The sequence below is a fragment of the Streptomyces sp. NBC_00009 genome, from assembly GCF_045040855.1.
In the GTDB taxonomy this organism is placed as follows: domain Bacteria; phylum Actinomycetota; class Actinomycetes; order Streptomycetales; family Streptomycetaceae; genus Streptomyces; species Streptomyces aureus.
In genome coordinates this window covers 141602-164091 of the sequence record NZ_CP108312.1, presented here as the reverse complement: position 1 = coordinate 164091, position 22490 = coordinate 141602, and the positions used below count along the sequence as shown (strand labels likewise).

The window sequence follows — 22490 nt, the reverse complement described above, 5'->3', positions numbered from 1 at the left end:
TGGTTGTGGTTGTTCGGTTTAGATGGCGGTGGTGCCGCCGTCGGCGACGAGTTCCATGCCGTTGACGTAGCTGGAGTCGTCGGAGGCGAGGAAGAGGGCGGCGGTGGCGATTTCGTCGGGGCGGCCCATCTGGCCGCGGGGGATGAGGGACTCGAACTGGCGCTTGGTGGCCTCGTCGAAGAGTTCTTCCTGCTTGGCGGTGGCGACCTGGCCGGGGGTCAGGACGTTGACGCGGATGCGGCGGTCCTTGAGCTCGTTGAGCCAGACGCGGGCCCATGCCTGCTGGACGGCCTTGCTGCCGGCGTAGACGCTCCAGCCGGGGAAGGCGCCGAGGGAGGCGTTGGAGCCGGTCATGAGGATGGAGCCGCCGTCGTTGAAGAGCGGGAGGGCCTTTTGGACGGTGAACAGGGTGCCGCGGGCGTTGAGGTAGAACGCGGCGTCGAAGTGGGCCTCGGTGATCTCGCCGAGCGGGGCGGGCTCACCCCCGCCTGCGCTGGCCCACAGCACGTCGAGGCTTCCCTTCTCCCGCTTGACGGTGTCGTACAGGCGGTCCAGGTCGTCCAGGTTGGCGGCGTCGCCCTGGACGCCGGTGACGTTGCGGCCGATCTGCTTCACGGCCTGGTCCAGGGCGTCCTGGCGGCGGCCGGTGATGAAGACGTGCGCTCCCTCGTCGACGAACAGCTTCGCGCCTGCCAGCGCCATGCCGGTGGTGCCGCCGGTGATGACCGCGACCTTGCCGTCGAGCTTTCCCATAGTCGTTCCCTTGGGTCGGTGGTGCCGTGTGTACCTGGGGGTGACGGTGTTAAGTACACCGCCCTGTGTGCTTACGGTACGCGGCGGGTGGCCAGGGCGCAAACTATGTACACCGGTCGTTACCTAGCTGCGGTACGATGGAGGCATGACGGAGTTGGAGAAGGGCCCCACGGGTCGGCGCCGCGGCCGGGGCGCTCGCGAGCGCATCCTCAGCGCGTCCCAGCAGCTGTTCCGCGAGCAGGGCATCAACGGCACCGGCATGGACCAGCTTTGCGCGGTGGCCGAGGTGTCCAAGCGCACGGCCTACCAGCACTTCGGCGGCAAGGACGAACTCGTCGCCGAGTACCTGCGCCGGTTCGACCCCTCCGTTCTGTCCGGCGTGTTCGACCGCACCGACCTCACGCCCCGCGAACGGCTCCTCGCCGCCTTCGACATCCCCCCCACCACTCCCTTGTGCCCCTACATCGGCGCCGCCGTCGAACTCCACGACCCCCAGCACCCCGCATCCCAGTACGCGCGCGACTACAAGAAGGCCGTCGCCGCGCGGCTCGCCGACACCGCCCGCGAAGCCGGGGCCGCCGACCCTGAACAGCTCGGCGAGCAGCTCGCGTTGCTCATCGACGGCGCCGCGGCCCGCACCCGGGTCCTCAACGCCGACGCCTTCCCCACCGCCGCCGCCATCGCTGCCGTCCTCATCGACAACGCGATCCCCGCCACAGCCAGCGATGACCGGCGAGGGGAGGACGTGTCGAGTTGACGTGGCACTCCGCGGCTGGGCTGGACGCGCAGCCGGTCGGGGCTGCACTGGCTGGTACGCGACACCAGCCGCCCGGCACTTGGCCCGGACCTGCTGGCTTTTACGGAACTGACCGCCCGCCTGCTGACGGCCGCAGCAGACGCCGCCGGGGAGACCGGCGACCCCCGAGGGCTTCAGGAGTTCGAGGCCGTCATCCCGGCCCAGGGCGCTGGCGCGCCGCGGTTCGAACAGACGGCTGATCGCATAAGTCCGTACGCGGTGGCGCATGAAGAACTCGTACGCAGCTGGGAGGTTGTGAAGATGCGGGTGGCCCGCCAGCGACGCTGGCGGGCCACCCGCATCTTCAGGGCCTGTAAACCATCCACGCTGATCATCAGTGCGCGGCCCATCTGGGCCACGCCAGTCCGAAACGAAGGCCAACAGGCGGGCAGCCAACACGTCCGGCTGAAACCCGACGTCGGGTTCCGGATCCCACGGACCGACTCCTGCACACTACGAACGGCAGACCGCCGGCGAACGGCTCCGCTACTACGACACGGCGATCAGCCGAGTTGAGCCGCTTCCGCAGCACGTACTTCCAGTCGGTCTCAGGTGCTTCGGGGCCCCTCAGGCAACTGCTGGCCGAAGAGGGGAACTGTCTCAGAGGTCAGCCGCAACAGCACCACTCCGTCAGGTCATTTCACTCTTCAGCGCATGATGAACGGGGTCAGTCGAACTGCTCAAGCGCGCCTTGTGACGGCATCGCCTCCAAGCTGCCACATCTCATAGTTCCCACATTCTGCCGTGATCTCGGCCGTCGACTGAGCCGCAGTGACGAAGTCATCTACTACCGGCGAGGTGTGCGATGCCGTCACCGCGAGGCACACCTGTTCGGGCGCCAGATTCGGGATGGGCACATTGACGACGTCCGGATGCGAATAGAACACGGACGCCGAACGGGCCAGGAAGGAGATGCCCCGTCCGGCCGCGACATGCTCGAGCGTCTCGTCCACCCCGCGCACCGGGTACCCGGCATTGGGGAGCGGGCGTTTGGTGGGCTGCGTGCTCGGGTCACCGTGCCAGACCAGCGTTTCGCCGGCCAGGTCGGCCTCGGTGACCTCCTGCTTGCCGGCAAACCGGTGTCCGGTGGGCAGTACCGCTACCCGCGGCTCGGTGTACAGCGGGGTGACGCGCAGGCCGGCCTCGTCGATGGGTAGCCGCACATAGCCGACGTCGATGCGGCCGTCGAGCAGCATCGCAGCCTGGTCGTCCCCTTCGATCCGCTGCACGTCCACGACCACGTCCGGGTGCCGGTCCTCGAACGCACGGGCCGCCGGGGTGACGGCAATGCCGGCCCGGAAACCGACCATCAGCCGCCGCTTGCCGCTGGCGGCCGCGGACACCCGGCGGCGGACCGCGTGGGTTGAGGCGAGCAGCGGACCGGCATCGGCCAGCAATTGCCGGCCCGCGTCTGTCAGCTCTACGCCGTGCCGATCCCTGGTGAACAGCGAGGCGCCGAGATCCTGCTCGAGCGCGCGGATCTGCCGGCTGAGCACCGGCTGTGCGATGTGAAGCTCATCGGCGGCGCGGCCGAAATGCAGCCGGTCGGCCACGGCGACGAAGTAACGCAGTTTGCGCAGATCCAGATCCATAAAACCCCCAGCCCGGTGATACCTCCAGGGTATCACCATGGCTTCAATAGGTCTTGGACGCCACTCAGACCGGATGGCAACATGAAAAACAGGCGCTTAAGGGCGTCGAAGTGAATTCGGCACAAGAATTCCACACTGGAATTTGACAGCAGGGCCAAAGCCCGGAAAGCAGGAACACCGATGAGTAGCATCAGCATTATCGGACTCGGAAACATGGCCCGTGCTTTGGCCGGCCGGGCACTCGCCGGCGGCAACGCCGTCGAGATCATCGGCCGCGACCAGGCCAACGCCAAGGAATTGGCCGCCACGCTCGGCGGCGCCACGGTCGGGACGGCCGGGGCCGCCCCGACCGGGGACATCGTGATCCTCGCCGCGCCGTACGCCGGCGCGGCGGCGGTGGTGAGGGAGTACGGGGACGCACTGCGCGGCAAGATCATCGTCGACATCACCAACCCCGTAGCCCCCGACCTGCAGGGCTTCGTCGTCCCTGACGACAGTTCCGGCGCACAGGAGATCGCCAAGGCGGCTCCCGACGACGCGCATGTCGTCAAGGCGTTCAACACTGTGTTCTCCCACGTTCTGGCGGCTGGCCCGGCCGAGGACCGCCCTCTGGACGTGTTCATCGCCGGCGACGACGCGCAGGCGAAGGCACGCGTGTCGGCGTTCGTCGAGAGCCTGGGGCTGCGCCCCTGGGACACCGGGGAACTGTTCATGGCGCGGGTACTGGAGAACGTCGGCCTATTGGAGTTGGGCCTCATGCACCACTCCGTCAAGCACGCCAATTTCTCCCTCGGCATCACCCTTCTCGGCTGAGCTCACCACTACCTCTCGTGCCGCATTACGCCAGTTTGCTTACGGCACGGGAAGACCCTGCACCTACCCTCACAAGGACAGTTAGATGCGCGTATTCGTCGCTGGGGGGACCGGCCATTCCGGTTCCTATATCATCCCCGAGCTCATCGCGGCCGGGCACGAGGTCACCGGCCTGGCCCGGTCGGACGCTTCCGCGGCGGCCCTGTCCGCGCTCGGCGCGAAGGTGCGTCGCGGCGACCTTCAGGATCTTGACGGGCTCAAGGAGGCTGCCTCGGGCTCCGATGGCGTCATCCACGTCGCCCACAGGCAGGATCTGCTGCCCTCCGGCGGGTTGGACGCCGTGGCCGCTGCGGAGCTCCCGATCATGCTCGCGTACGGCGAGGCACTCGCGGGAACAGGAAAGCCGCTGGTCACGGCGGGGAGCGTGGGCTCGCCCGGGAACCTGGAGCGGCCGGCCACCGAGGAGGACCCGGCCCTCCCCGCCGGCGAGGAGCACAAGGGCACCCTGCGGGTCCGCAACGTCGTGGAAAGGGCCGTTGTCGACCTCGCCGAGCAGGGGGTGCGGTCTTCGGTCGTGCGGATCGCCAACATTGCGCACAGCACGACCGATCGTGCCGGCTTCCTCCCCGCGCTGATCGCGCTCGCGAAGGAAAAGGGGTTCGTCGGCTACCACGGCGACGGCGCGAACCTGTGGAACGCCGTGCACATCCGCGATGCCGCCACCTTGTTCCGCCTGGCGCTTGAGAAGGGGCCGGCCGGCAAATACTGGCACGCGGTCGAGGATGGGGGCATCACGTTCCGTGACATCGCCGAGGCCATCGCCAGCCGCCTGGGCCTGCCCGCCGTGAGCGTTCCCAACGATGCCCTGATGACGCCGGGGTACTTCGGGTTCCTCACGAATATCGTCACGCAGAGCTACCCGGCGTCCAACCTCATCACCCGCCGGGCCCTCGGCTGGGAACCCGCCCGGCCCGGCCTGCTCGCCGATCTGGACAACGGCCATTACTTCCCTGCCGGCTGACGGCGGGAACCCGGATCGTAACGAGCCCGGCGACCGGCAAGTTCGGCTCTTCTGAGGGACGTTGAGATTATGACGACTGTGGGATTCATCGGAAGCGGAAGCATCGGCAGGACCCTCGCGCGACTCGCTGTCGGGGCCGGGCACCAGGTGGTGCTCAGCAACTCGCGCGGTCCCGAAACGCTCGTGGACACGGCCGAGGAACTGGGGCCGCGGGCGTCCGCGGCGACGAGCGAAGAGGCCGCGGCGGCCGGTGACATTGTCGTGGTCACGGTGCCGGTCAGCGCCTTCCCCCACATGCCCGCCGCGCCACTGGCCGGGAAGACGGTCATCGACACCTGCAACTACGGCCCCGAGCGTGACGGGCACATCCTCGAGCTTGAGAGCAAGTCCCTCACCTCAAGCGAGCTGCTTCTGCGGTACGTCCCGGACGCCCTGCTCGTAAAGGCGTTCAACAACATCTTCTTCAAGCACCTGCTGTCACTCGCCCGCTCGGCAGGGGCGGCCGACCGCTCCTACCTGCCGATCGCCGGGGACTCCGCACCGGCGAAGGCGGCGGTGACCGAATTCATCGACTCTATCGGCTACAGCGTGGTAGACGCGGGAACGCTGGCCGACAGTTGGCGGCAGGCGACGGGCACGCCGGTGTGGGGAACACCATACGGGCCGTACTCGAACGAGAAGGGCCAGCCGGTCGGCGAGGACGCCATCCGCGCGGCACTGGCCACCGCAACGCGGTAACCGTCAATTGTCGCGGACCGCAATGTGGTCCGGCCGCGCTATGCCCCCGCCCGGGGGGATACCGGGCGGGGGCATATTTCGCAGGCAAAGGCGTCGAATCCAGCGAAGGGTTTGCCCCCGCGTCTCGTCGCGCGCGGAGTGCGCTGGGTCAGGTCGCGGACTGCTCCCCGGGCGGCCAACTGCCCAAGCAGATTCGTGTTGGCCTCCTTGAGCTGGTGGTTCTCGATCTCCAGGACGTAGACGATCCGGGCCATGAGCTGCGCCTGGCTACGCAGATCGTCGAGTTCGGCGCGGACCCGGGCCAGATCCTGTTGCTAGAACAGGTCCTTCAGGCCGGTGTGCTTGTGGGTGAGCTTGTTGCGGCGCAGGTCGGCTTCCGCGGCGAGGGAGACGATGGTCAGCTTGCCGTCGGAGTGCAGCGGGGCGCCGATCAGCAAGGCGCACCATGGCGTCGGTGATGGCTCTGATCTCTGCGGCGGCCGCGTCGATCCGCGCGACCTCGGCCCGTAGGGCGGCGATCTCGCTGTCAGCGCGGCTGCTGGTAGCGCACGCCGGATGGCGTGGTTGACCGCCTGCTGCCGGATCAGCAGGCCAAGGAGATCGAGCCGGGGAGACCCCACCCGTTGAACAGCACGGTCTCCCGGAGACATCACCAGGCAGCTCTCGTATGCCCGCAGGGCCTGGGAGGCCGGGGCGAGGTCTCGTGCGCTTCGCAGTCCCGCCGGATCCCGGGACGATCTATGCGGGCAGGTGGGGAACCGAGAGCAGCAGCTCGCAACACCACCGTCTTGATCGCCTGCACCTTGCGCCACTGACCCTCGTAGCCGATCACGTCTCCTGCCTGCACGACGGCGGCAAGGCTGGTCGGCGTGGTCACGACTCGTCCTTGACAGGCCGGGCTCCGACCCGCCGGATGCAGGTCAAAACGGATCTGGCCCCATGCCATGCCCCTGACCTGTGGAGACCAGGACAGGGGAGACACGCAGCCGAGCCGAATCTCAGTTGATCTGGGTCCGCGGAGATACTTCGAGGGCGCACCGAACGGGGATCAGGGCCCTGCTCTCGTATCGACACCAAGCTCTGGGTGCGCGAGGCGAGACACCGGGGAGGGCTCAGGGACGCAACGCATCGGGAGGAAATTTTCCGGACTCCGGTCACATCGAGGTGAGTTGCTCCGTCAGTGCCGTGAGAACGCCAAACAGGCCGATACGAAGGAGTCCAGTCGTGACCAGCACCCCGATCTCCCGGATGCCGAACCCGACCGAGTTCGTTCCCGAGCTGAACGACATCACCGCCGCCCTGTTCCGTGCCACGGGCAACCGATCGGTGCCGCGCACCACGATGAGCCTGGTACACCTGCGGGCCGCACAGATCGTGGGTAACACATACCTGACCATCCTGAACACCGGATTCCTGCGCAAGGCGGGAGTATCCGAGGAGCGCATCACGGCCGTTTCCTCGTGGCAGGACGCCCCCTACTTCACCGACGCCGAGCGCGCGGCGCTGTCCCTGGTGGAAGCCACCCTCCAGCCTGCCCCGCATGGCCAGGAACGGGTCACCGACGACCTGTACGCGGAAGTGGCCAAGCACTACGACGAGAAGGCCCTGGCCACCTTGACCATCGCAATCGGCCAGATCAACTTCTTCATAGCCCTGGCCGTCATCGGCAAGCCCGCACCGGTAGCCTCGCTCGCCGACGAGCAGTGGGACTGACCCGACCCTCCCCTCCGGCCCGGCAGCCCCACCCGAACGAGTGAGGGACCCCGACGGCTCAGGCGGGTATCCGCAGGTGATGGAGGGACACATGCGGTGTTCGCCGCAGCGACCGGTCCGCTGTCACTCCACGAACAGCAGCTCATTCCCGACCTACTGGGCCGACTCGAGCCAGGAACGCTCCTCAGCGCACGTTCGACAGGGACGCGGCGCTGGAGGCGGCCATCCGGCTGATCTGGGAGCGCGGATTCGAGGCGACCTCGCTGGGCGAGCTGACGGAGGCCATGGGTATCCGTCCGGGCAGCCTGTACGCGGCGTTCGGCGACAAGAAGGCGCTCTTCAAGAAGGCCGTCGACGTGTAACGGCCGCTCGCCGGTGGGGTCCTTCCCGGCGCGTGCGCTGGCCGAGGCGCCGACGGCTCGCGGCGCCGTGTCCCGGATCCTGCGCGAGGCGGCGGTGGTCTACGCGGATCCGTCCCACCCGGCGGGCTGCCTGGCCATCAGTGCGGCCACCAACGTCACCGTGCAGGACGAGGAGATCGCGAAATTCCTGCGCGACGTGCGCAACGCCGGTCTCGCCCCCCTCGCGGCTGCGCCGGGCCGAGGAGGAAGGGGAACTGCCGGCCGGGACCGATACGTCGGCTCTGGCGTCCTACTTCGCCACGATCGTGCAGGGATTTTCGCAGCGCGCACGTGACGGGGCCGATACGGACGAGCTGTCCCGAGTGGCCGAGCTGGCACGGGTCGCGTGGCCAAGCGGCGATTGACGGGGGCATCGACAGCGCTCCGCGCTGCACGGACCCATCGCGGCAGAGCTACTCCCGCAGGAAGGCGGGCCCGCGTCACAGCTCATGGAGTGGACGCCGAGCCCGCCGCCTGTCGGTTGTTCGCGGGGATGCCAACCGTCGCTTACGTCACCGCTACTCCGTGGCGTCGAGGTCCGTGGCGACGAGCGCGGCCAGTTCGTCGATCGCGGCATCCGCGCCGTCGCCCTCGGCGGCGAGCACCACGGAGTCGCCGTGCTTGACCGCGAGCGCGAGCACGGACAGAAGGCTGCGTGCGTCGACCGGGCTCTGCCCCTCGCGGGCGACCGTCACCTTGACCGGCTGCTTCGAGGCGGCCCGGACGAAGACGGAAGCAGGGCGGGCGTGCAGCCCGGTACGCGAACCGATGACGACTGTGCGCTGAGGCATTAGTTGATCCTCTTTCTGACTGCTGACTGCTGACTGCTGACTGCTGACTGCTGACTGCTGACTGCTGACTGCTGGTTTGGATCCCTGAAGACGGATGTGGGTTTACATCCGTTTCATGTCCACTGCTGCGTGTTTCCCGGGATGCTACGGGGATAGTGCGGTGAAGTAAACAGATACGGGCATGAAACAGAAGTGACCGGGCTCCGCGCCGACCGGCATCGGCGTGCGTGGTGGCTGCCCGCTGATCTCGTACGGGATGACCCGGGCGGTCTACGCGCCGGGAGGCGCCGCACGGATCGGGGAAGGGGCTATGGATGCGTCTGGTACCCGAGCGGCTGGAGAAGCTGCTGAGCCGTGTCCCGAGAGGCCGTCGGCTCGTCCGGTCCGTCCTATGACCACGGAGGTAGGGCCCGTGACCACCGACCCGCAGAATCTCACCGACTCCGCGGCGTCCGCGGAACCGCCAGACACGCCATGACGTGTTGTCAGCTTTCCCTGGTGGGTCCCACTCCCGGCGGGCGCCCGGGGACGTGATCGCCGGATTCCGCGGCAGTGGGGCGGGCTGCGGGGGAGTGGAAGGGAAAGGGGACGTCTCCGCCGCAGTCGACGCCGGTGTACCCGGTCGAGTTCTGGTCTACCTTTTGATCTTGGCCAGTGCTCCGGCGTTTACGCCGGGGGTGAGGCCATCTCAGGACTGCTCTGACTCGCAGGTGAGCACGGGCCGGCACTGTTCACCTCGGCCTACGGGGCGTTTCTGGTTCTCGATGTATTGGCGTACGACGGTCAGGGGCGCACCGCCGCAGCTTCCGGCGAAGTAGGAGCCGGACCAGAAGTGGCCGCCCCACAGGTGGCGGCGGATGTGCGCGTCGTACTCCTGGCGCAGACGCCTGGAGGAGACGCCTTTGAGGGAGTTGACCAGCTTGGAGAGCTGAACCTTGGGCGGGTAGTGCACGAGCAGGTGCACGTGGTCCTCCTCGCCGTTGAACTGCTTCAGCTCGGCCTCGAAGTCCGTGCACACCTACCGCATGATCTCTTCGCAGCGCTTAAGCATCTTGTCCGTGAACGCCTTGCGCCGGTATTTGGTGACGAACACCAAGTGGACGTGCAGATTGTGGACGACGTGGCGGCCGGTTCTGACATCGAGGTTCGGCTTCATCGAGGTGACACAGACCCACTGTAGGTTGATCGCCATGGGTGAACTCGGTTTGGAAAAGCGGCAGTTCGGGAACCGTGCCCGACTGGGACTGTCCCCTGCCGAGAATCTCCTCACCGACGAGCAGGCGCCCGCCGCCCGCGCGATGTGGAACTGCCTGCACGCGTGGTGGCAGATAATGCCGAAGGACAAGCGGACTCTGGCGAACGCGGACGCCGCGATACGCCAGGCTCGCAAAGAGATCGGGCTCAGAACACCGACAGCCCCGTCAGTGTCGTGAACCGGTCCAGGGCCGCGACGCCCGCCACCGAGTTGCCTCGCTTGTCGAGTCCCGGGCCCCACACGGCCAGCGTGCACCGGCCGGGCACAACCGCCACAATGCCACCGCCGACGCCGCTCTTGCCGGGCAGTCCCACGCGGTACGCGAACTCGCCGGCCGCGTCGTAGGTGCCGCAGGTGAGCATGACCGCGTTGACCTGCTTGGCCTGGCTGCGGGTGAGCAGCCGGGAGCCGTCGGCGCGGATGCCGTGCCGGGCAAGGAACCCGGCGGCGAGCGCGAGATCGGCGCAGGACGCCTCGATGGAGCACTGGCGGAAATACTGCTCCAGCAGCGCGGGCACCGGGTTGTCGATGTTGCCGTACGACGCCATGAAGTGACCCAGTGCCGCATTTCGGTCGCCGTGCGCGGCCTCGGAGGAGGCGACGTCCCTGTCGAAGGCGAGCTCTGGGTTGCCGCTCTCTGCGCGCAGGAACTCCAGCAGGATGCCGGCCGCGTCACCGGTCTGGGTCTGCAGGCGGTCGGTGACGACGAGGGCGCCCGCGTTGATGAAGGGGTTGCGGGGGATGCCGTTCTCGTACTCCAGCTGCACCAGGGAGTTGAACGGGTTACCGGAGGGTTCGCGGCCCACGTGCTCCCACAGCTCGTCGCCCTCGCGGGCCAGGACGAGGGCGAGCGTGAAGACCTTGGTAAGCGACTGCGTGGAGAACGGCTGCTGCCAGTCCCCAACGCCGTACACCGTGCCGTCGAGTTCCGCGACCGCCATGCCGAAGCGGCGCGGGTCGCAGGCGGCGAGCGCCGGGATGTAGTCGGCAGGCCGCCCGCGACCCGGCGTCTGCTCGATCTCGGTGGCGATGCGTTCGAGGACCGGCTGGAAGGCCAGCGGCGACGTCGTGATCATTATTTTGCCTCCCGGCCGGTCCTGGTGCGCGTTCGTGGTTCAGGCGTGCGTGGAGCCGCTGCCCGCGAGGACTTCCGGACGCAGCAGCTCGGCGAGCCGTTCGGCCGGCAACAGCCCCTTCTCCAGTACGAGTTCGGCGACGCCGCGTCCGGTGGCGAGGGCCTCCTTGGCGATGTCGGTGGCAGCCGTGTACCCGATGTGCGGATTGAGGGCGGTCACCAGGCCGATGGAGTTCTCGACGGCCGCGCGCAGCCCCTCGGTGTTGGCGGTGATCCCTACGACGCAGCGCTCGGCCAGGGTCAGGCAGGCGGTGCGCAGGTGCGTGATGCTCTCGGACAGGGAGTGCAGGATGATCGGTTCGAAGGCGTTGAGCTGGAGCTGTCCCGCCTCGGCCGCCATGGTGATGGTGACGTCGTTGCCGATCACCTCGAAGGCGACCTGGTTGACGACTTCGGGGATCACCGGGTTGACCTTACCGGGCATGATGCTTGAACCGGCTTGCACCGGCGGCAGGTTGATCTCGTTGAGGCCCGCGCGTGGTCCGGAGGAGAGCAGGCGCAGGTCGTTGCAGCTCTTGGAGAGCTTGACGGCGATCCGCTTGAGTACACCCGACATCTGGACGAAGGCGCCGCAGTCCTGGGTCGCCTCGACGAGGTTCACGGCGGTCACCAAGGGCAGCCCGGTGATGTCGGCGAGGTGGCGGCGCGCCGCCTCGGCGTATTTGGCGGGGGCGTTGAGGCCGGTGCCGATGGCAGTGGCGCCCAGGTTGATTTCATGGATCAACTCGACTGCCTCGTCAAGACGGCTGCGATCTTCGTCAATCATGACGGCAAACGCAGAGAACTCTTGACCGAGCGTCATGGGTACCGCGTCCTGCAACTGTGTACGGCCCATCTTGAGCACGTGGCGGAACGTGACGGCCTTGCCGGCGAAGGCGTCCTGCAGTACAGCCATCGCCTTGAGCAACCCGCGCACCGCGAAGACGGTCGCTATCTTGACTGCGGTCGGGTAAACGTCGTTGGTCGACTGGCTCAGGTTGACGTCTTCATTGGGGTGCAGGAACTCGTACTGGCCCCTTTCGTGGCCCAGTAGCTCCAGCGCCCGGTTGGCGACGACCTCGTTGGCGTTCATGTTCGTCGAGGTGCCGGCGCCGCCCTGGATGACATCGACGACGAACTGGTCGTGCAGCTTGCCCTCGCGGATCTCGCGGCAGGCCTCGACGATGGCGGCCGCCTTGTCCGGGGCGAGCAGGCCGAGTTCCTCGTTGGCGCGGGCGGCGGCCTCCTTGACGGCGGCGAGGGCGTCGATCAGGTGCGGGTAGGCGGAGATCGGCGTTCCCGTGATGGGGAAGTTCTCCTTGGCGCGCAGGGAGTGAATGCCCCAGTACGCCTCGGCGGGGACGTCGCGGTCGCCGAGCAGGTCGTGCTCGCTGCGGTGGGATGCGGCGGTCATGGCTGTGCGGCCTCTTTCGGAGGTGTGTGGATCAGGTGTACGTGGGGTGGGTGAGCGGGGCGAGCGCACGGGCGGGCCGGATGCTGCCGACCACCTCGCCGCCGCCGAGGAGCGGGGCGGTCGCGAACTCGGCGAGCGCGGCCGGGTCGACTCCGCAGCGCGCGAGGGCGGCCGCGGCCACCGGGACGCGTGCCCGGTCCGCGCCGTCGGCGATCTTCACGGCGACGGCCCGGCCGTCCGGGAGCGCGGCGACCTGCACGCCTTCGAAGCCGTCCTTGGTGAGCAGCCCCGGCACGGCCCGCATCAGCGCGGCGACGTCCCGCCCCGATCCGGAGGCCATCTCGGGGTGCTCGCGCATCGCGTCGGCCACCATGGCCTCGGGGGTGCCGGGCGCGGCGGTGACGATGCTGGCGGCGGCGCGGGCGAGGCCGTGCAGCGAGACAGAGAACAGGGGCGCGCCGCAGCCGTCGACGGTCACCTGGGCGATCCGCTGTCCGGTGAGGCCCTCGACGATCTCCGCGATGGCCTGCTGGAGGGAGTGGGCCGGGTCGAGGTAGTCGTCGAGGGACCAGTCGTTGAGCCGCGCCGTGTAGAGCATGGCCGCGTGCTTGCCCGAGCAGTTCTGTGCGAGGCGGGAGGGCAGCCGCCCCCCGCGCACCCAGTCCTCCCGGACGACCGGGTCGAAGGGCAGGTCCGTGGCATTGCGCAGCTGGTCCTCCGATAGACCGGCCAGCTCCAGGATCCGGCGGGTCCCGGCCAGGTGCCGCTCCTCGCCGGAGTGGCTGGCGGCGGTCAGCGCGAGCAGCTCGCCGTCCAGCGGCAGCCCGGTCCGCAGCATCGCCACGGCCTGGACGGGCTTGAGGGCCGAGCGCGGGTAGAAGGCGGCCTCGATGTCGCCGATCTGAAGGTCCACGCTGCCGTCGGCGCCCAGCACGACCACCGAGCCGTAGTGGATGCCCTCGATGACACCGCCGCGGACGAGGTGGGCGACCGGCGCGTGGAGCGGTTCCCGGATCACCGGGGCCTCGGCCACCGAACTTCCGTACATCACTGCCTGGTTCACGCGTCTGCTCCGTCGCGTATCCCCGCCACCCGGCGGCGCACCCCGTACCAACCCGCGACGAGCGCCGCCGCGATCAGCGGCAGACACAGCACGGTCGTACGTCCCGCGCCTCCGTCGGCGTACATCAGCACCAGTACGGAGACCAGGAAGACGATCGTCACGATCTCGGTCCACGGCGAGCCGGGCAGGCGATAACTGGGCCTGGTCAGCTCGCCGTTCTGGGTCTTCTGCCAGAACTTCAGGTGACAGAGCATGATCATGCCCCAGGTGGAGAGGATGCCGATCGCCGCGAAGTTCAGCACGATCTCGAAGGCGTCGGCGGGGACGATGAAGTTGAGGCCGACGCCGATGACGCAGATGCCGCTGGTGAGCAGGATGCCGCCGTAGGGGACCTGACTGCGGCTCATCACGCCGGTGAACCTGGGTGCCGAGCCGGACATCGCCATGGAGCGCAGGATGCGGCCGGTGGAGTACAGGCCGGAGTTGAGGGACGACATGGCCGCGGTGAGCACGACCAGGTTCATGACGCCGCCCGCGGCGGGGATGCCAATGTTCGACAGCACGGTGACGAAGGGGCTCTGGGCGGCGCTGTACGAGCTCCAGGGCAGCAGCATCGACAGGAGGACCACGGAACCGACGTAGAAGAGGCCGACGCGCCACATGATCGAGTTGATCGCCTTGGGCATGATCTTCTCGGGGTTCTCGGTCTCGCCGGCGGCGACGCCGACCAGCTCGACGGAGGCGTAGGCGAAGACGACGCCCTGGATGATCAGCAGCATCGGCAGCAGGCCGTTGGGGAAGATGCCGCCGTTGTCGGTGATCAGGGACGGGCCGGGGTTGTGGCCGTCAACGGGGTGCTGGGTGACCAGCAGGAAGATGCCGATGAGCATGAAGACGACGAGCGCACTCACCTTGATAATCGCGAACCAGAACTCCAGTTCGCCGAACATCTTCACGGATATGAGGTTCACGGTGAGGACGACGGCGAGCGCGATGAGCGCGATCACCCACTGCGGGATGTCGGAGAACATGCCCCAGTAGTGGGTGTAGACGGCCACGGCGGTGATGTCGGCGATGCCGGTGGTGGCCCAGTTCAGGAAGTACATCCAGCCCGCGATGTACGCGCCCTTCTCGCCGAGGAACTCACGGGCGTACGAGACGAAGGCGCCCGACGACGGGCGGTACAGGACGAGTTCGCCGAGCGCGCGGACGACGAGGAAGGCGAAGAGGCCGCAGACCGCGTAGGCGACGAAGAGGGAGGGTCCGGCGTCGGCGAGGCGGCCGCCGGCGCCGAGGAAGAGGCCGGTGCCGATGGCACCGCCGATGGCGATCATGTTGACGTGCCGGGACTTCAGGGACTTGCTGTAGCCCGCGTCTCCGGCGTCGACGTGTCCGGAGGCCGGCTTCTCGCTACGCAGGGCGTCTTGCTGAAGGGATCGCTCGCTCACGCCTGGGGTCCGCCTTCCGCGGGTGGGGCCGCGCGCTCGGGGCGCACGATGGAGGTGAGGGTGGTCTGGACGCGGTCGAGATGGTGGGCCATGGCCTCCACCGCGTCGTGTTCGCTGCCGTCCATGAGGGCCTCGACGATCGCGCGGTGCTCGCGGTTGGACTGCTCACGGCGGTCGCCGAGTTCGTTGAGGAAGGCGGACTGGCGGCCCAGCGCATCGCGGATCTCCTCGATGACCCGGCGGAACACCGGGTTCTGCGAGGCCTCGGCGACGACGATGTGGAACAAAGTGTCCATGGCGACCCAGGCGGTGGTATCGGTCTCCCGCTCCATCCGCTCCAGGAGGTGGGTGAGGTGGTCGAGGTTCTCCGGGGTGCGCCGCACCGCCGCGTACCCGGCGACCGGGATCTCGACGTGGCGGCGCACTTCGAGGAGGTCGCTGGCCGCGTAGTCCCCGAAGGTGGGGTCGTCGACCGTGTTGGCGACCACGAAGGTGCCCTTGCCGGTGCGGGACACGGTCAGCCCCATCACCTGCAGGGCCCGCAGTGCCTCGCGGAGTACCGGTCGGCTGACTTCGAGGCGGCGGCAGAGCTCCGCCTCGGAGGGGAGCTTGTCGCCGATGGCGTACTCGCCGCGCTCGATGGCGCCGCGGAGGTGAGTGAGCACCGCTTCCATCGCGCTGACGCGCCGCGGCACCGACCCACCTGTCTGGCTGTCTGACAGGTTCATGGGGGTGATCCTGCGCGGAACGGGACGGGGCTGTCAAGGGGCACCGAGGCCCCCATCCTGTGCCGTTCGGAAACTTATCGCTACTGCTCGGGGGTGGTCTGGCGCGGCATCACTGTCTGCTGGAACCCTGTCCGTTGATCGTTTCACTGGTGTACCGGGTGGCCCGGAAACTGCTCGCGGTTCCGGCGGTGCTGCTATGCGGGGACGTGGCCAAGGACGCGGAATTGCTGGTGCTGCGGCACGAGAACGCGGTGCTGCGCAGGTAGCTCACGAAGCCGGTGCGCTACGAGCTGGCGGATCGGCTGTGGGTCGCAGGGCTGGCCTCGCTGGGCGCAGGTGTTCCCGGTGGCGCCCGCGACGATGCGTGCGTGGCACCGCAGACTGATTGCCCGGAGGTGGGCCTAGGAGAATCCGCGCTGGGGCTGCCGACGGATCCAGGGGAACTCGTCCGGCTCGGGCATCCGGTCGGCTCGACGACGAGGGAGACCGCCCCTTGGCCGTGTCGCTGACCAGCGGAAACCGCCACGACACCACCCAACTGATGCCCCTGCTGGACGCGATACCCCGCATACGCGGGGTTCGGGGCCGGCCTCGCCACCGGCCACGGACGGCATCGTCATCGACACCCGCGCCCGCCTCGGCTACACCGCGCCGATCGGGTCCACGGACCAGGACCGTATCCGGCACTTGACCGTCGCCCTGCCACCCGTCTACGCCGCCCGCCTCTTCGAGGCTCAGGAGGCCGGTGCCGGCGACGCCCGGCTCCAGGAGATCGCGGCCGAAGCGCTCAGGGAGGTCTACTTCCAGGACGGCGGCCGCCGCGCCGGCAGTCTGGAAGAGGTCCGGTTCACGGACATCGAGCACCTCGAGTTCGACCTCTAGCAGCCGCACCCCGACCAGCCCGCGAGCCCCGGACCGATGCGGTCCGGGGCTCGCTCGCATATCCGCGGGGGTCGGATGTTCCTGCACGCGATGTCGTGCCCAATGAGGCTGCCGCGCATGGGTCACCACGGTGGCGAGGCCAGGTCTGTAGCGCGGTGAAAAGCCCACGGCCGCTCAGCGGGGCAGCCTCCAGCGGGTGAACACGCATGGGTCGGGGCCGGCATGAACTCCGAACGGCAGCTCGATCCGCTCGAGAAGGAGCAGCATCAGCGCTCCCGCCGGCACCTCCTCGCAGTCGACGGCGTGCATGACACCGCGCCGGCCGGGCCCGCGGCCGCTGGCCTCCGACAGCACCGGGCGGATCTGGACGTGCCGCGTCGAGCAGCGGCACACGGACACGATGAAGGACGTCCAGCAGTCCTGCGGCCAGGTCAAAACGCGTGGAAGTCCTCGAAGGAAGGCTCGAACGAGGGGTCAGGCAAGCGAAAGGCCTTGCACCGAGCCGCTAGTTTGCCCTGAGGTCCGACGCCGATCGTCTCGCCGGGGAAGGCGTCGGGGATCACCGTCCATCCCAGGTTCCGCTCGTAGTAGTGCACGGCTGTGTGCACGGACGGCCACCAGTCGTCGTCGATAACAATCAGGCCCCCGGGCCGGACAATCTTGCGCAAGAAGTAGAGATCGACGAAGACCTCGTGGAACCGGTGACTGCCGTCCACGAATGCCGCGTCGGCGATGAAGCCTTCGGTGAGGAGCTGCGGGAGCGCGATCGACGAAGGAGCGAGCATGAGCGTGGCGATCGAGTCCAGCCCCGCAGAGCACAGCAGATCCCAGCCGGCGTTGGAGTACTCCCGCTCTTGAAACGGGTCGATGATGACGTGCCGGGGAAGCGGACGGTTGATGGTTGCCAGCGCCTCACCGATGGCGAGCGCAGAACTTGCGTACGCGAGACCGACCTCGACAACCTTCTCGACTCCCTCGCAGACCATCAGATCGCGCAGCTGGTCGCAGTGGCGTTCCGGCAACGTGACGGTCTCGAAGTCTCCCTCGTGGTCTCGCGTCCACCGCGGCCCCTCCTGCGCGAGTCGGTGGCGCACCTCACGGACCAACGTCGTACGTTCATCCGTGTTCGTCATACCAGCCACTCCTCTGCATGAAGACAGCACCTCACCGCACCATAGGCGGGGAGATGGATCTGTCGGCGTTCGCTGTCCAGCAGCACCGTCACTTCTGCACGACCATCACGAGCCGAATGATCACCAACTGCCTTTGGAACCCGTCGCCAGCTGCAGCCGCACATCGTCGGCGCCTGTTGGACTTGTCCCGCCTCCTCGCCGGTCACCCGTACTGGCAGACCACGGCCGGCACTCCCGCGGCGCGGAAGGCGCTCAAAGAACTCGCCCGCACAAAAGCTCAGCCATGACTCTCACCGAGCACCAGCTCCGCATCACCCGCAGCGCCCATGACCGGGTCGCGACATACGGGCAGGCGCCCACCGTGCGCGAGTTGGCGTCAGCCGCGAGTGTCCTCGACTCGTCGATCGCCTACCAACCACGCAAGATGCGAGAGCAGGGGTCCTGATGGAGACCCAGGGCCGTCGCAACGGCTGGTGTCCGTACTGCGGGCGCTGACCTGGAGTGAGGCCCTGCCTGTCGACGGCTCCGTACGAGGGCGACAATGAACCGATGAGTGCCATCGATCGCCCTATGCCGTCCCTGAACGCCGACGAGCGCACGACGCTCGAAAACTGGCTCGACTTTCACCGCACCACACTCGCCCTGAAGTGCGAGGGGTTGAACGATGAGCAGGCCGCCGTCGCGTCCGTGCCACCGTCCGGCTTCACGCTGACCGGCCTCGTCCAGCACATGGCGGAGGTGGAGCGGAACTGGTTCCGCCGAGTGCTCGCCTCAGAACAGGCTCCGCCCATCTACGACCCGCAGGCCGACCCGGACGGACCCGACGGTGGGTTCGACCTGGCTGCGGGCGCCACCTTGAGTGACGCTCTCGCCACCTGGCACGCGGAAATCGCACGCGCTCGTGAGAACTGCGCCGACCGCGCTCTGGCCGACACCGGCCGCTTCATGGATCAGGACGTCAACCTCCGCTGGATCTACGTCCACATGATCGAGGAGTACGCCCGCCACAACGGCCACGCTGACCTGGTCCGGGAACGCATCGACGGCACCACCGGCGTATAGCGCGCCTTGTGACTGGCGTGGTCAGTGCCGGCGAGGGTGACCAAACTCCCCTCCCTGCAGGCGGCGTTGAACAACTACGTGCCCGACTACGGGCACGTACGTTGACACGCCTCTCTGAGCTGAGGGACGTTCTTGGTGGCGTTTTTGCGGCCCGCACCTCTTTCAGGGAGATGTGGGCCTCCGTGCTGTCTGGGTCCTGGCTTCTCCCGCGAAGAGGTGAGCTGGGCTCGCTGTGAGCCCAGGGGGGAGACCGAGAGGCGCACAGTGAACGTAACGGTCGACTTCGGCACCGCCGTGTGGGCGGTCGTGGGCATCGCCGTGGGATGGGGTGTCTACCGGTGGACCGCGCCGGCAGTGCCGACCACACCCACCGCGAGAGCCGTCGGCATGACCATGGGGGAGCGTCTGGTCGCAGCGCCTTACCAGCGAGGAGGAGCGCACAATCCAGCGTGCCGTCTGGTTCAGGGCAGCAGCCGCTGCACAAAGTGCCGTGACGCAGTACGCGCGGCGAAAGCGCCTCAACCGCTGTGAGACCGAGAGTCAGCTGCGGCGGATCACGAGGCATCCCCAGCCGTGACGCAAGGCAGCCGGGAACTCGACCGCACGCTCACCCGCAGTGCGGCCGGCCTCGCGCGACCTTCCAGCCATGGCCGGGCGAGGTCCCAGGCTCGGACGGTGAAGTCGGAACCAGGATCTTGGCAACGCTGGCGCACCCTGCAGCACGTCTCCCTCAGCCCGAGCCGGATCGGCGACATCGCCCGTGGTGCCCTCGTGCTCAACGGAATCTGGAAATGATCACCGCTGAGAAAATGGCCAGGCACGCTGTTCCGTGGTGACGCGGCTGCCCATCTTGACTACCGGTTTTCCGTCGAGACCGGGTCTAGGAAGAAGACACACTGGTCCGCGTTGAATTTGCCCACCTTGGCGACGAAGCGGAACTTGTCGCCCGCGCCGACAGTGGCAGGGATCTTCTTGCCGGTCAGTTTCAGGTCAAAGATGTTGACGTCCTGGTACTTGAAGGCCGGGCCGACCGTCGTGTTCGGTCCCTTGTCGCCTGGGCCCAGGAGAAAGTCGTAGCGGGTGTCGTAGTCACCGTGGGGCGCCATACTCACGATCGAGCCGTTGAACGCGACCGTCTGGCCCCCGTGCTTGGTCGCGAAGTCCAGGTTCGCGTCGTCGCACGAGTCCGCCTTCAGCAGCGCCGCGAACTCTGGGTTGTTCTGAGGCGTGATCACCTCAGTGGCAGCCGACTCGGCCGTGGTCGGAGTCGGAGTAGCGGAAGGTTTCTCGCTCGCAGCGGCCGTTGACTTGTCTGACTCGTCCTTCTTCTCGCCTCCGTCGCTGAGCGCAGAGGAAGCGCCGATGACGATGGCCAGGATCACGAGGACGGCGGCCGCCGTGCCGATCAGGAGCCACGGCTGCGGCTTCTTCGGCCGACGGAAGCTGAGAGTGGAGCGAAGCGTGCCCTGGGCCTGTTCCACAAGCACCCAGCCATCCTTCTGCATCTTCGAGATCACCAAGCCGTCGGTGCCGCGAACTGTCTGCACGGTCTTGTATTCGTACTTGATCTCGTCGGCCATGCGGCTCCGCGCCCCCTCAACGGATTGTTCATACCAACTGCCTCGCGAGCATAGGGGACTTCGCGAGGAACTCGGCATCACCGACATCACCCACGGCGCACCCGGTTGCCGAACGTGTCCGGATCGTCGTCGTTGCCCAGCGCCGAGGCCTGGGCCCATGTCATGCGCTGCGTACTGTAGGTGATAGCTACGGCTCTCTCCGCGGGTGAGTGCCAGATCCGCGAGCACGGCAAGGATGCGGGAATCTTCCACCTCGCCGTGCAACAGGCCGTCTTCCGGGCACCGGTCATCGGTGACCACATCTCTCAGTGACACTCCCGAGACGACAGGGTCCTCCACAAGCCGGCGCCGCAGGTCGTCGAGCGGAATCGCACGATCGCCTCTCTGCTGCGCCGCCGCTACTGCCGCACCGAAGTCGGGCCGTTGGCAGACCGATCGTGCCCCGGGTTGTCAGTGGCACCCAGTACGGGTGGAGTTCTTCTGCAGCACCCGCCGCAGGAGACCACCGGCGCACGGACGTCGCGCTCGGGGCTCGCGGAGCCTGCGCCGAGCGGGGCTCTGCCGTGGGTTTACCGTGCGTCAGATCTGGTCCGCGAGGCGCACGTAGTCGTAGTAGAGAGGGTCCCCGTCCTCGTCCACCGGGTACTCGTAGCTGCTCTGGTTGGCGAGGACGATCTTCAGCTCCGGCAGCTCGTCGAAACCGAGGTCGTTCTCGGTGATCTCGTGGCCCCGCTCCGCGAACAGCTCGAAGAGGTCCACACTCGGGGTGCGGAAGACGTCGAGACCGTCGAGGGGCGCTCGTACGTCGGCGTCCTCGTCGAGGAACCGGAACAGCTCCACGCCGCTCAGCGTGCCCTTGGTGAAGCCGAGCATCACGTTCAGGCCGGACGCGTCGTGCTTGAGCAGGATCTGCCCGGGCTCCGGATCACTGGAGGCGACCCGCAGCAGCCCCCACGCCTGGACCGCGTCGCGCGTCTCCTGCGCCGACATGCAGAGTCGCAGCGGCCCGACACCGACCAGCGGCAGTAGTTCCAGTTCCATGTTCCGTCCTTCGCCTTTCTCGATGCCCTAGTGACGTGCCGGGGACCTCATGCGAGAAGAGCGGCCTTGTCGATTTTCCATCCTCGCGCTTGAGCATGTCCTGGAGGGGCTTGTTGTCATCCAGGCTGGCGACCATGTCCTTGATGTGCTGATCGTAGGTGCCGGGGAAGCGCCGCTTGATGTCGTCGATGTCCATGCGGATGGCGTCGGTGATCCGCCCCGAGTTGATCAGCTCGCGCTGGTACTGCCCGCCGCTGTCCGTGAACCGATCGGTTCTTGGACACATGCATAAGCTCGCCGCGCCGGTGGGCTGAGCCTGCCCCTGATGTCCAACAAGAGTGTTCAGCTGGAGGGGCAGCAGGGGGAGCCGTGGGTCCGCCTTGGCGCCGACGACCCGGGCCGCGGGCGGGAGCCGTACCCGGAGCCGGTCGGCCGATGAGTCGTCGATGGTGAGCGAGGGCGCCATCGCAGCAAAGAGCCGGCACCGCGGGGCGGTTCCGGCTCTCGGCGGTCTCGAGCTGCAACGCGAGGCCGTGGGGTCCCTGCTCGGCTTGTCGTTGGAGTCAGCAGGAATCAGGTCAGGGCCCCGCCCTTCTCGGTGCAAGCCAGTGCGCGGATCGTGGCAGCGAGACAGATATCGCGGTACAGGCCCGACCACTCCTGATGCCGCTCATTGAGGTAGCCGAGGATGGTCGATGGATTGCTGGGACGAGTAGAATCCCCCGTGCCCGAGACTGCTCTCAGGGGGTGGGGACGATGCTCGAGGGGCTGCACTCGTATGCGATCGGCGTTCTGATCACGGCGGTCCCCGTGCTGGTGGGCGCGCTGCTCTTCATCTGGCGGGACGTGAACCTGCGGCGCAGGGGGGTGGTTGTCCGGGCCAAATGTGTGGAATCGAAGCGCACCGACAAGGGGACGGTCAGGCTTCGCCTGCTCTATGAGGTGGAGGGCGTGCAGTACTACTGCGACAGCCTGCCCTTCCCGTCTCCACCGGTCGGCGTCGGACAGCGACTGGACGTGATCTACGATGCCAAAACCCCTGGCTACTCAGAGGTCGTGCACCAGAGAACCAGTGGTTGGGTGCCAAAAATCGTCGGCACAGTCGCTGTCGTGCTGCTTCTGCTGACCGGGATTTCCTACCTCTGACCCGTG

The 22490-nt window shown here is 67.6% G+C and carries 25 protein-coding genes and 3 pseudogenes; 14 read left to right on the top strand and 14 right to left on the bottom strand.

Going from position 1 to position 22490, the window contains the following annotated elements:
* Window positions 1–18: 18 nt before the first annotated feature.
* Entirely contained in the window at window positions 19–753 is a 735-nt protein-coding gene (locus OHA58_RS00780; RefSeq protein WP_405475207.1) for an SDR family NAD(P)-dependent oxidoreductase, read from the bottom strand.
* Between the two features lie 145 nt (window positions 754–898).
* Between OHA58_RS00780 and OHA58_RS00775 the strand changes: the two genes are divergently transcribed.
* A complete protein-coding gene (locus OHA58_RS00775) occupies window positions 899–1510 on the top strand; it encodes a TetR/AcrR family transcriptional regulator (RefSeq protein ID WP_405475204.1) in 612 nt (203 codons plus the stop codon).
* 719 nt (window positions 1511–2229) lie between these two features.
* Here OHA58_RS00775 and OHA58_RS00770 read toward each other — a convergent pair.
* On the bottom strand, window positions 2230–3141 hold the full coding sequence (locus OHA58_RS00770) for a LysR family transcriptional regulator (protein ID WP_405475201.1): 912 nt from the start codon (window positions 3139–3141) through the stop codon (window positions 2230–2232).
* Between the two features lie 180 nt (window positions 3142–3321).
* Here OHA58_RS00770 and OHA58_RS00765 point away from each other — a divergent pair, with 180 nt between their 5' ends.
* From OHA58_RS00765 to OHA58_RS00755, 3 genes are all read left to right on the top strand, one after another.
* Window positions 3322–3954 carry an NADPH-dependent F420 reductase gene (locus tag OHA58_RS00765; RefSeq protein WP_405475199.1) on the top strand — a complete coding sequence of 211 codons (633 nt, stop codon included), beginning with the start codon at window positions 3322–3324 and terminating at the stop codon, window positions 3952–3954.
* Between the two features lie 85 nt (window positions 3955–4039).
* The gene (locus tag OHA58_RS00760; protein ID WP_405475196.1) at window positions 4040–4975 is read left to right on the top strand and encodes an SDR family oxidoreductase; all 936 of its coding nucleotides are present in this window, start codon (window positions 4040–4042) and stop codon (window positions 4973–4975) included.
* A gap of 78 nt (window positions 4976–5053) precedes the next feature.
* Entirely contained in the window at window positions 5054–5713 is a 660-nt protein-coding gene (locus OHA58_RS00755) for an NADPH-dependent F420 reductase (RefSeq protein ID WP_405484661.1), read from the top strand.
* A gap of 314 nt (window positions 5714–6027) precedes the next feature.
* On the opposite strand, the gene OHA58_RS00750 is transcribed toward OHA58_RS00755, so the two are convergent.
* Window positions 6028–6150, bottom strand: a complete 123-nt coding sequence (locus OHA58_RS00750) for a hypothetical protein (protein ID WP_405475193.1) — start codon at window positions 6148–6150, stop codon at window positions 6028–6030.
* 811 nt (window positions 6151–6961) lie between these two features.
* Here OHA58_RS00750 and OHA58_RS00745 point away from each other — a divergent pair.
* The gene (locus OHA58_RS00745; protein ID WP_405484659.1) at window positions 6962–7426 is read left to right on the top strand and encodes a carboxymuconolactone decarboxylase family protein; all 465 of its coding nucleotides are present in this window, start codon (window positions 6962–6964) and stop codon (window positions 7424–7426) included.
* Between the two features lie 263 nt (window positions 7427–7689).
* Window positions 7690–7788 (top strand): hypothetical protein, encoded by a 99-nt coding sequence (locus OHA58_RS00740; RefSeq protein WP_405484657.1) that lies wholly within the window; start codon window positions 7690–7692, stop codon window positions 7786–7788.
* 557 nt (window positions 7789–8345) lie between these two features.
* Here OHA58_RS00740 and OHA58_RS00735 read toward each other — a convergent pair.
* The 7 genes and pseudogenes from OHA58_RS00735 to OHA58_RS00705 form a co-directional block, all read right to left on the bottom strand.
* Entirely contained in the window at window positions 8346–8618 is a 273-nt protein-coding gene (locus OHA58_RS00735) for an HPr family phosphocarrier protein (RefSeq protein WP_116501785.1), read from the bottom strand.
* A gap of 688 nt (window positions 8619–9306) precedes the next feature.
* Window positions 9307–9774, bottom strand: a pseudogene (gene tnpA, locus OHA58_RS00730) (IS200/IS605 family transposase).
* Window positions 9775–10019: 245 nt separating this feature from the next.
* On the bottom strand, window positions 10020–10949 hold the full coding sequence (locus OHA58_RS00725) for a glutaminase (protein WP_405475190.1): 930 nt from the start codon (window positions 10947–10949) through the stop codon (window positions 10020–10022).
* Between the two features lie 39 nt (window positions 10950–10988).
* A complete protein-coding gene (gene aspA, locus OHA58_RS00720; RefSeq protein WP_405475187.1) occupies window positions 10989–12401 on the bottom strand; it encodes an aspartate ammonia-lyase in 1413 nt (470 codons plus the stop codon).
* Window positions 12402–12432: 31 nt separating this feature from the next.
* Window positions 12433–13449, bottom strand: a complete 1017-nt coding sequence (locus tag OHA58_RS00715; RefSeq protein WP_405484655.1) for an asparaginase — start codon at window positions 13447–13449, stop codon at window positions 12433–12435.
* 11 nt (window positions 13450–13460) lie between these two features.
* Window positions 13461–14912, bottom strand: a complete 1452-nt coding sequence (locus OHA58_RS00710) for an amino acid permease (protein WP_405475185.1) — start codon at window positions 14910–14912, stop codon at window positions 13461–13463.
* Window positions 14909–15586, bottom strand: a complete 678-nt coding sequence (locus tag OHA58_RS00705; RefSeq protein ID WP_116502170.1) for a FadR/GntR family transcriptional regulator — start codon at window positions 15584–15586, stop codon at window positions 14909–14911. The genes OHA58_RS00710 and OHA58_RS00705 overlap by 4 nt, the downstream gene beginning before the upstream one ends.
* Window positions 15587–15774: 188 nt before the next feature.
* Here OHA58_RS00705 and OHA58_RS00700 point away from each other — a divergent pair, with 188 nt between their 5' ends.
* From OHA58_RS00700 to tpg, 3 genes and pseudogenes are all read left to right on the top strand, one after another.
* Entirely contained in the window at window positions 15775–15906 is a 132-nt protein-coding gene (locus OHA58_RS00700; protein WP_389534100.1) for a hypothetical protein, read from the top strand.
* A 218-nt stretch (window positions 15907–16124) separates the two neighbouring features.
* Window positions 16125–16247: pseudogene (locus OHA58_RS00695) on the top strand (IS5/IS1182 family transposase); the annotation flags it as partial.
* Window positions 16244–16522: pseudogene (gene tpg, locus OHA58_RS00690) on the top strand (telomere-protecting terminal protein Tpg); the annotation flags it as partial. The pseudogenes OHA58_RS00695 and tpg, both read left to right, overlap by 4 nt.
* Before the next feature lie 174 nt (window positions 16523–16696).
* On the opposite strand, the gene OHA58_RS00685 reads toward tpg, so the two are convergent.
* Complete coding sequence (locus OHA58_RS00685) at window positions 16697–16957, bottom strand: hypothetical protein (protein WP_405475182.1); 261 nt, start codon at window positions 16955–16957, stop codon at window positions 16697–16699.
* Entirely contained in the window at window positions 16954–17655 is a 702-nt protein-coding gene (locus OHA58_RS00680) for a class I SAM-dependent methyltransferase (protein WP_405475179.1), read from the bottom strand. Before OHA58_RS00680 ends, OHA58_RS00685 begins: the two co-directional genes overlap by 4 nt.
* Window positions 17656–17938: 283 nt before the next feature.
* On the opposite strand from OHA58_RS00680, the gene OHA58_RS00675 reads away from it, so the two are divergent.
* Both OHA58_RS00675 and OHA58_RS00670 read left to right on the top strand, forming a co-directional pair.
* Window positions 17939–18100: a hypothetical protein gene (locus tag OHA58_RS00675; RefSeq protein WP_405475178.1), complete on the top strand. Its 162-nt coding sequence runs from the start codon at window positions 17939–17941 to the stop codon at window positions 18098–18100.
* Window positions 18101–18204: 104 nt separating this feature from the next.
* Window positions 18205–18717 (top strand): DinB family protein, encoded by a 513-nt coding sequence (locus OHA58_RS00670; protein WP_405475175.1) that lies wholly within the window; start codon window positions 18205–18207, stop codon window positions 18715–18717.
* 854 nt (window positions 18718–19571) lie between these two features.
* Here the strand turns inward: OHA58_RS00670 and OHA58_RS00665 are convergent.
* The gene (locus tag OHA58_RS00665; protein WP_405475172.1) at window positions 19572–20297 is read right to left on the bottom strand and encodes a DUF4839 domain-containing protein; all 726 of its coding nucleotides are present in this window, start codon (window positions 20295–20297) and stop codon (window positions 19572–19574) included.
* Window positions 20298–20477: 180 nt separating this feature from the next.
* On the opposite strand from OHA58_RS00665, the gene OHA58_RS00660 reads away from it, so the two are divergent.
* The gene (locus OHA58_RS00660) at window positions 20478–20609 is read left to right on the top strand and encodes a hypothetical protein (RefSeq protein ID WP_405475169.1); all 132 of its coding nucleotides are present in this window, start codon (window positions 20478–20480) and stop codon (window positions 20607–20609) included.
* A gap of 267 nt (window positions 20610–20876) precedes the next feature.
* Here the strand turns inward: OHA58_RS00660 and OHA58_RS00655 are convergent, their stop codons facing one another.
* Window positions 20877–21338 (bottom strand): hypothetical protein, encoded by a 462-nt coding sequence (locus OHA58_RS00655; RefSeq protein ID WP_405475166.1) that lies wholly within the window; start codon window positions 21336–21338, stop codon window positions 20877–20879.
* A gap of 49 nt (window positions 21339–21387) precedes the next feature.
* Here OHA58_RS00655 and OHA58_RS00650 point away from each other — a divergent pair, with 49 nt between their 5' ends.
* Window positions 21388–21630, top strand: a complete 243-nt coding sequence (locus OHA58_RS00650; protein ID WP_405475165.1) for a hypothetical protein — start codon at window positions 21388–21390, stop codon at window positions 21628–21630.
* Window positions 21631–22094: 464 nt separating this feature from the next.
* Window positions 22095–22484, top strand: coding sequence for a DUF3592 domain-containing protein (locus tag OHA58_RS00645; RefSeq protein WP_405475162.1), 390 nt, complete (start codon window positions 22095–22097; stop codon window positions 22482–22484).
* Window positions 22485–22490 lie beyond the last annotated feature (6 nt).

Bases quoted from the DNA above. Each gene is read 5' to 3' on its own strand.
- OHA58_RS00725 (WP_405475190.1), bottom strand. From the start codon at position 10,949: ATGATCACGACGTCGCCGCTGGCCTTCCAGCCGGTCCTCGAACGCATC.
- OHA58_RS00665 (WP_405475172.1), bottom strand. From the start codon at position 20,297: ATGGCCGACGAGATCAAGTACGAATACAAGACCGTGCAGACAGTTCGC.
- OHA58_RS00675 (WP_405475178.1), top strand. From the start codon at position 17,939: ATGACTCTCACCGAGCACCAGCTCCGCATCACCCGCAGCGCCCATGAC.
- OHA58_RS00655 (WP_405475166.1), bottom strand. From the start codon at position 21,338: ATGGAACTGGAACTACTGCCGCTGGTCGGTGTCGGGCCGCTGCGACTC.
- OHA58_RS00670 (WP_405475175.1), top strand. From the start codon at position 18,205: ATGAGTGCCATCGATCGCCCTATGCCGTCCCTGAACGCCGACGAGCGC.
- OHA58_RS00645 (WP_405475162.1), top strand. From the start codon at position 22,095: ATGCTCGAGGGGCTGCACTCGTATGCGATCGGCGTTCTGATCACGGCG.
- OHA58_RS00735 (WP_116501785.1), bottom strand. From the start codon at position 8,618: ATGCCTCAGCGCACAGTCGTCATCGGTTCGCGTACCGGGCTGCACGCC.
- OHA58_RS00765 (WP_405475199.1), top strand. From the start codon at position 3,322: ATGAGTAGCATCAGCATTATCGGACTCGGAAACATGGCCCGTGCTTTG.
- OHA58_RS00715 (WP_405484655.1), bottom strand. From the start codon at position 13,449: ATGTACGGAAGTTCGGTGGCCGAGGCCCCGGTGATCCGGGAACCGCTC.
- OHA58_RS00780 (WP_405475207.1), bottom strand. From the start codon at position 753: ATGGGAAAGCTCGACGGCAAGGTCGCGGTCATCACCGGCGGCACCACC.
- OHA58_RS00705 (WP_116502170.1), bottom strand. From the start codon at position 15,586: ATGGAAGCGGTGCTCACTCACCTCCGCGGCGCCATCGAGCGCGGCGAG.
- OHA58_RS00745 (WP_405484659.1), top strand. From the start codon at position 6,962: ATGCCGAACCCGACCGAGTTCGTTCCCGAGCTGAACGACATCACCGCC.
- OHA58_RS00770 (WP_405475201.1), bottom strand. From the start codon at position 3,141: ATGGATCTGGATCTGCGCAAACTGCGTTACTTCGTCGCCGTGGCCGAC.
- aspA (WP_405475187.1), bottom strand. From the start codon at position 12,401: ATGACCGCCGCATCCCACCGCAGCGAGCACGACCTGCTCGGCGACCGC.
- OHA58_RS00775 (WP_405475204.1), top strand. From the start codon at position 899: ATGACGGAGTTGGAGAAGGGCCCCACGGGTCGGCGCCGCGGCCGGGGC.
- OHA58_RS00760 (WP_405475196.1), top strand. From the start codon at position 4,040: ATGCGCGTATTCGTCGCTGGGGGGACCGGCCATTCCGGTTCCTATATC.
- OHA58_RS00680 (WP_405475179.1), bottom strand. From the start codon at position 17,655: ATGACGAACACGGATGAACGTACGACGTTGGTCCGTGAGGTGCGCCAC.
- OHA58_RS00650 (WP_405475165.1), top strand. From the start codon at position 21,388: ATGCGAGAAGAGCGGCCTTGTCGATTTTCCATCCTCGCGCTTGAGCAT.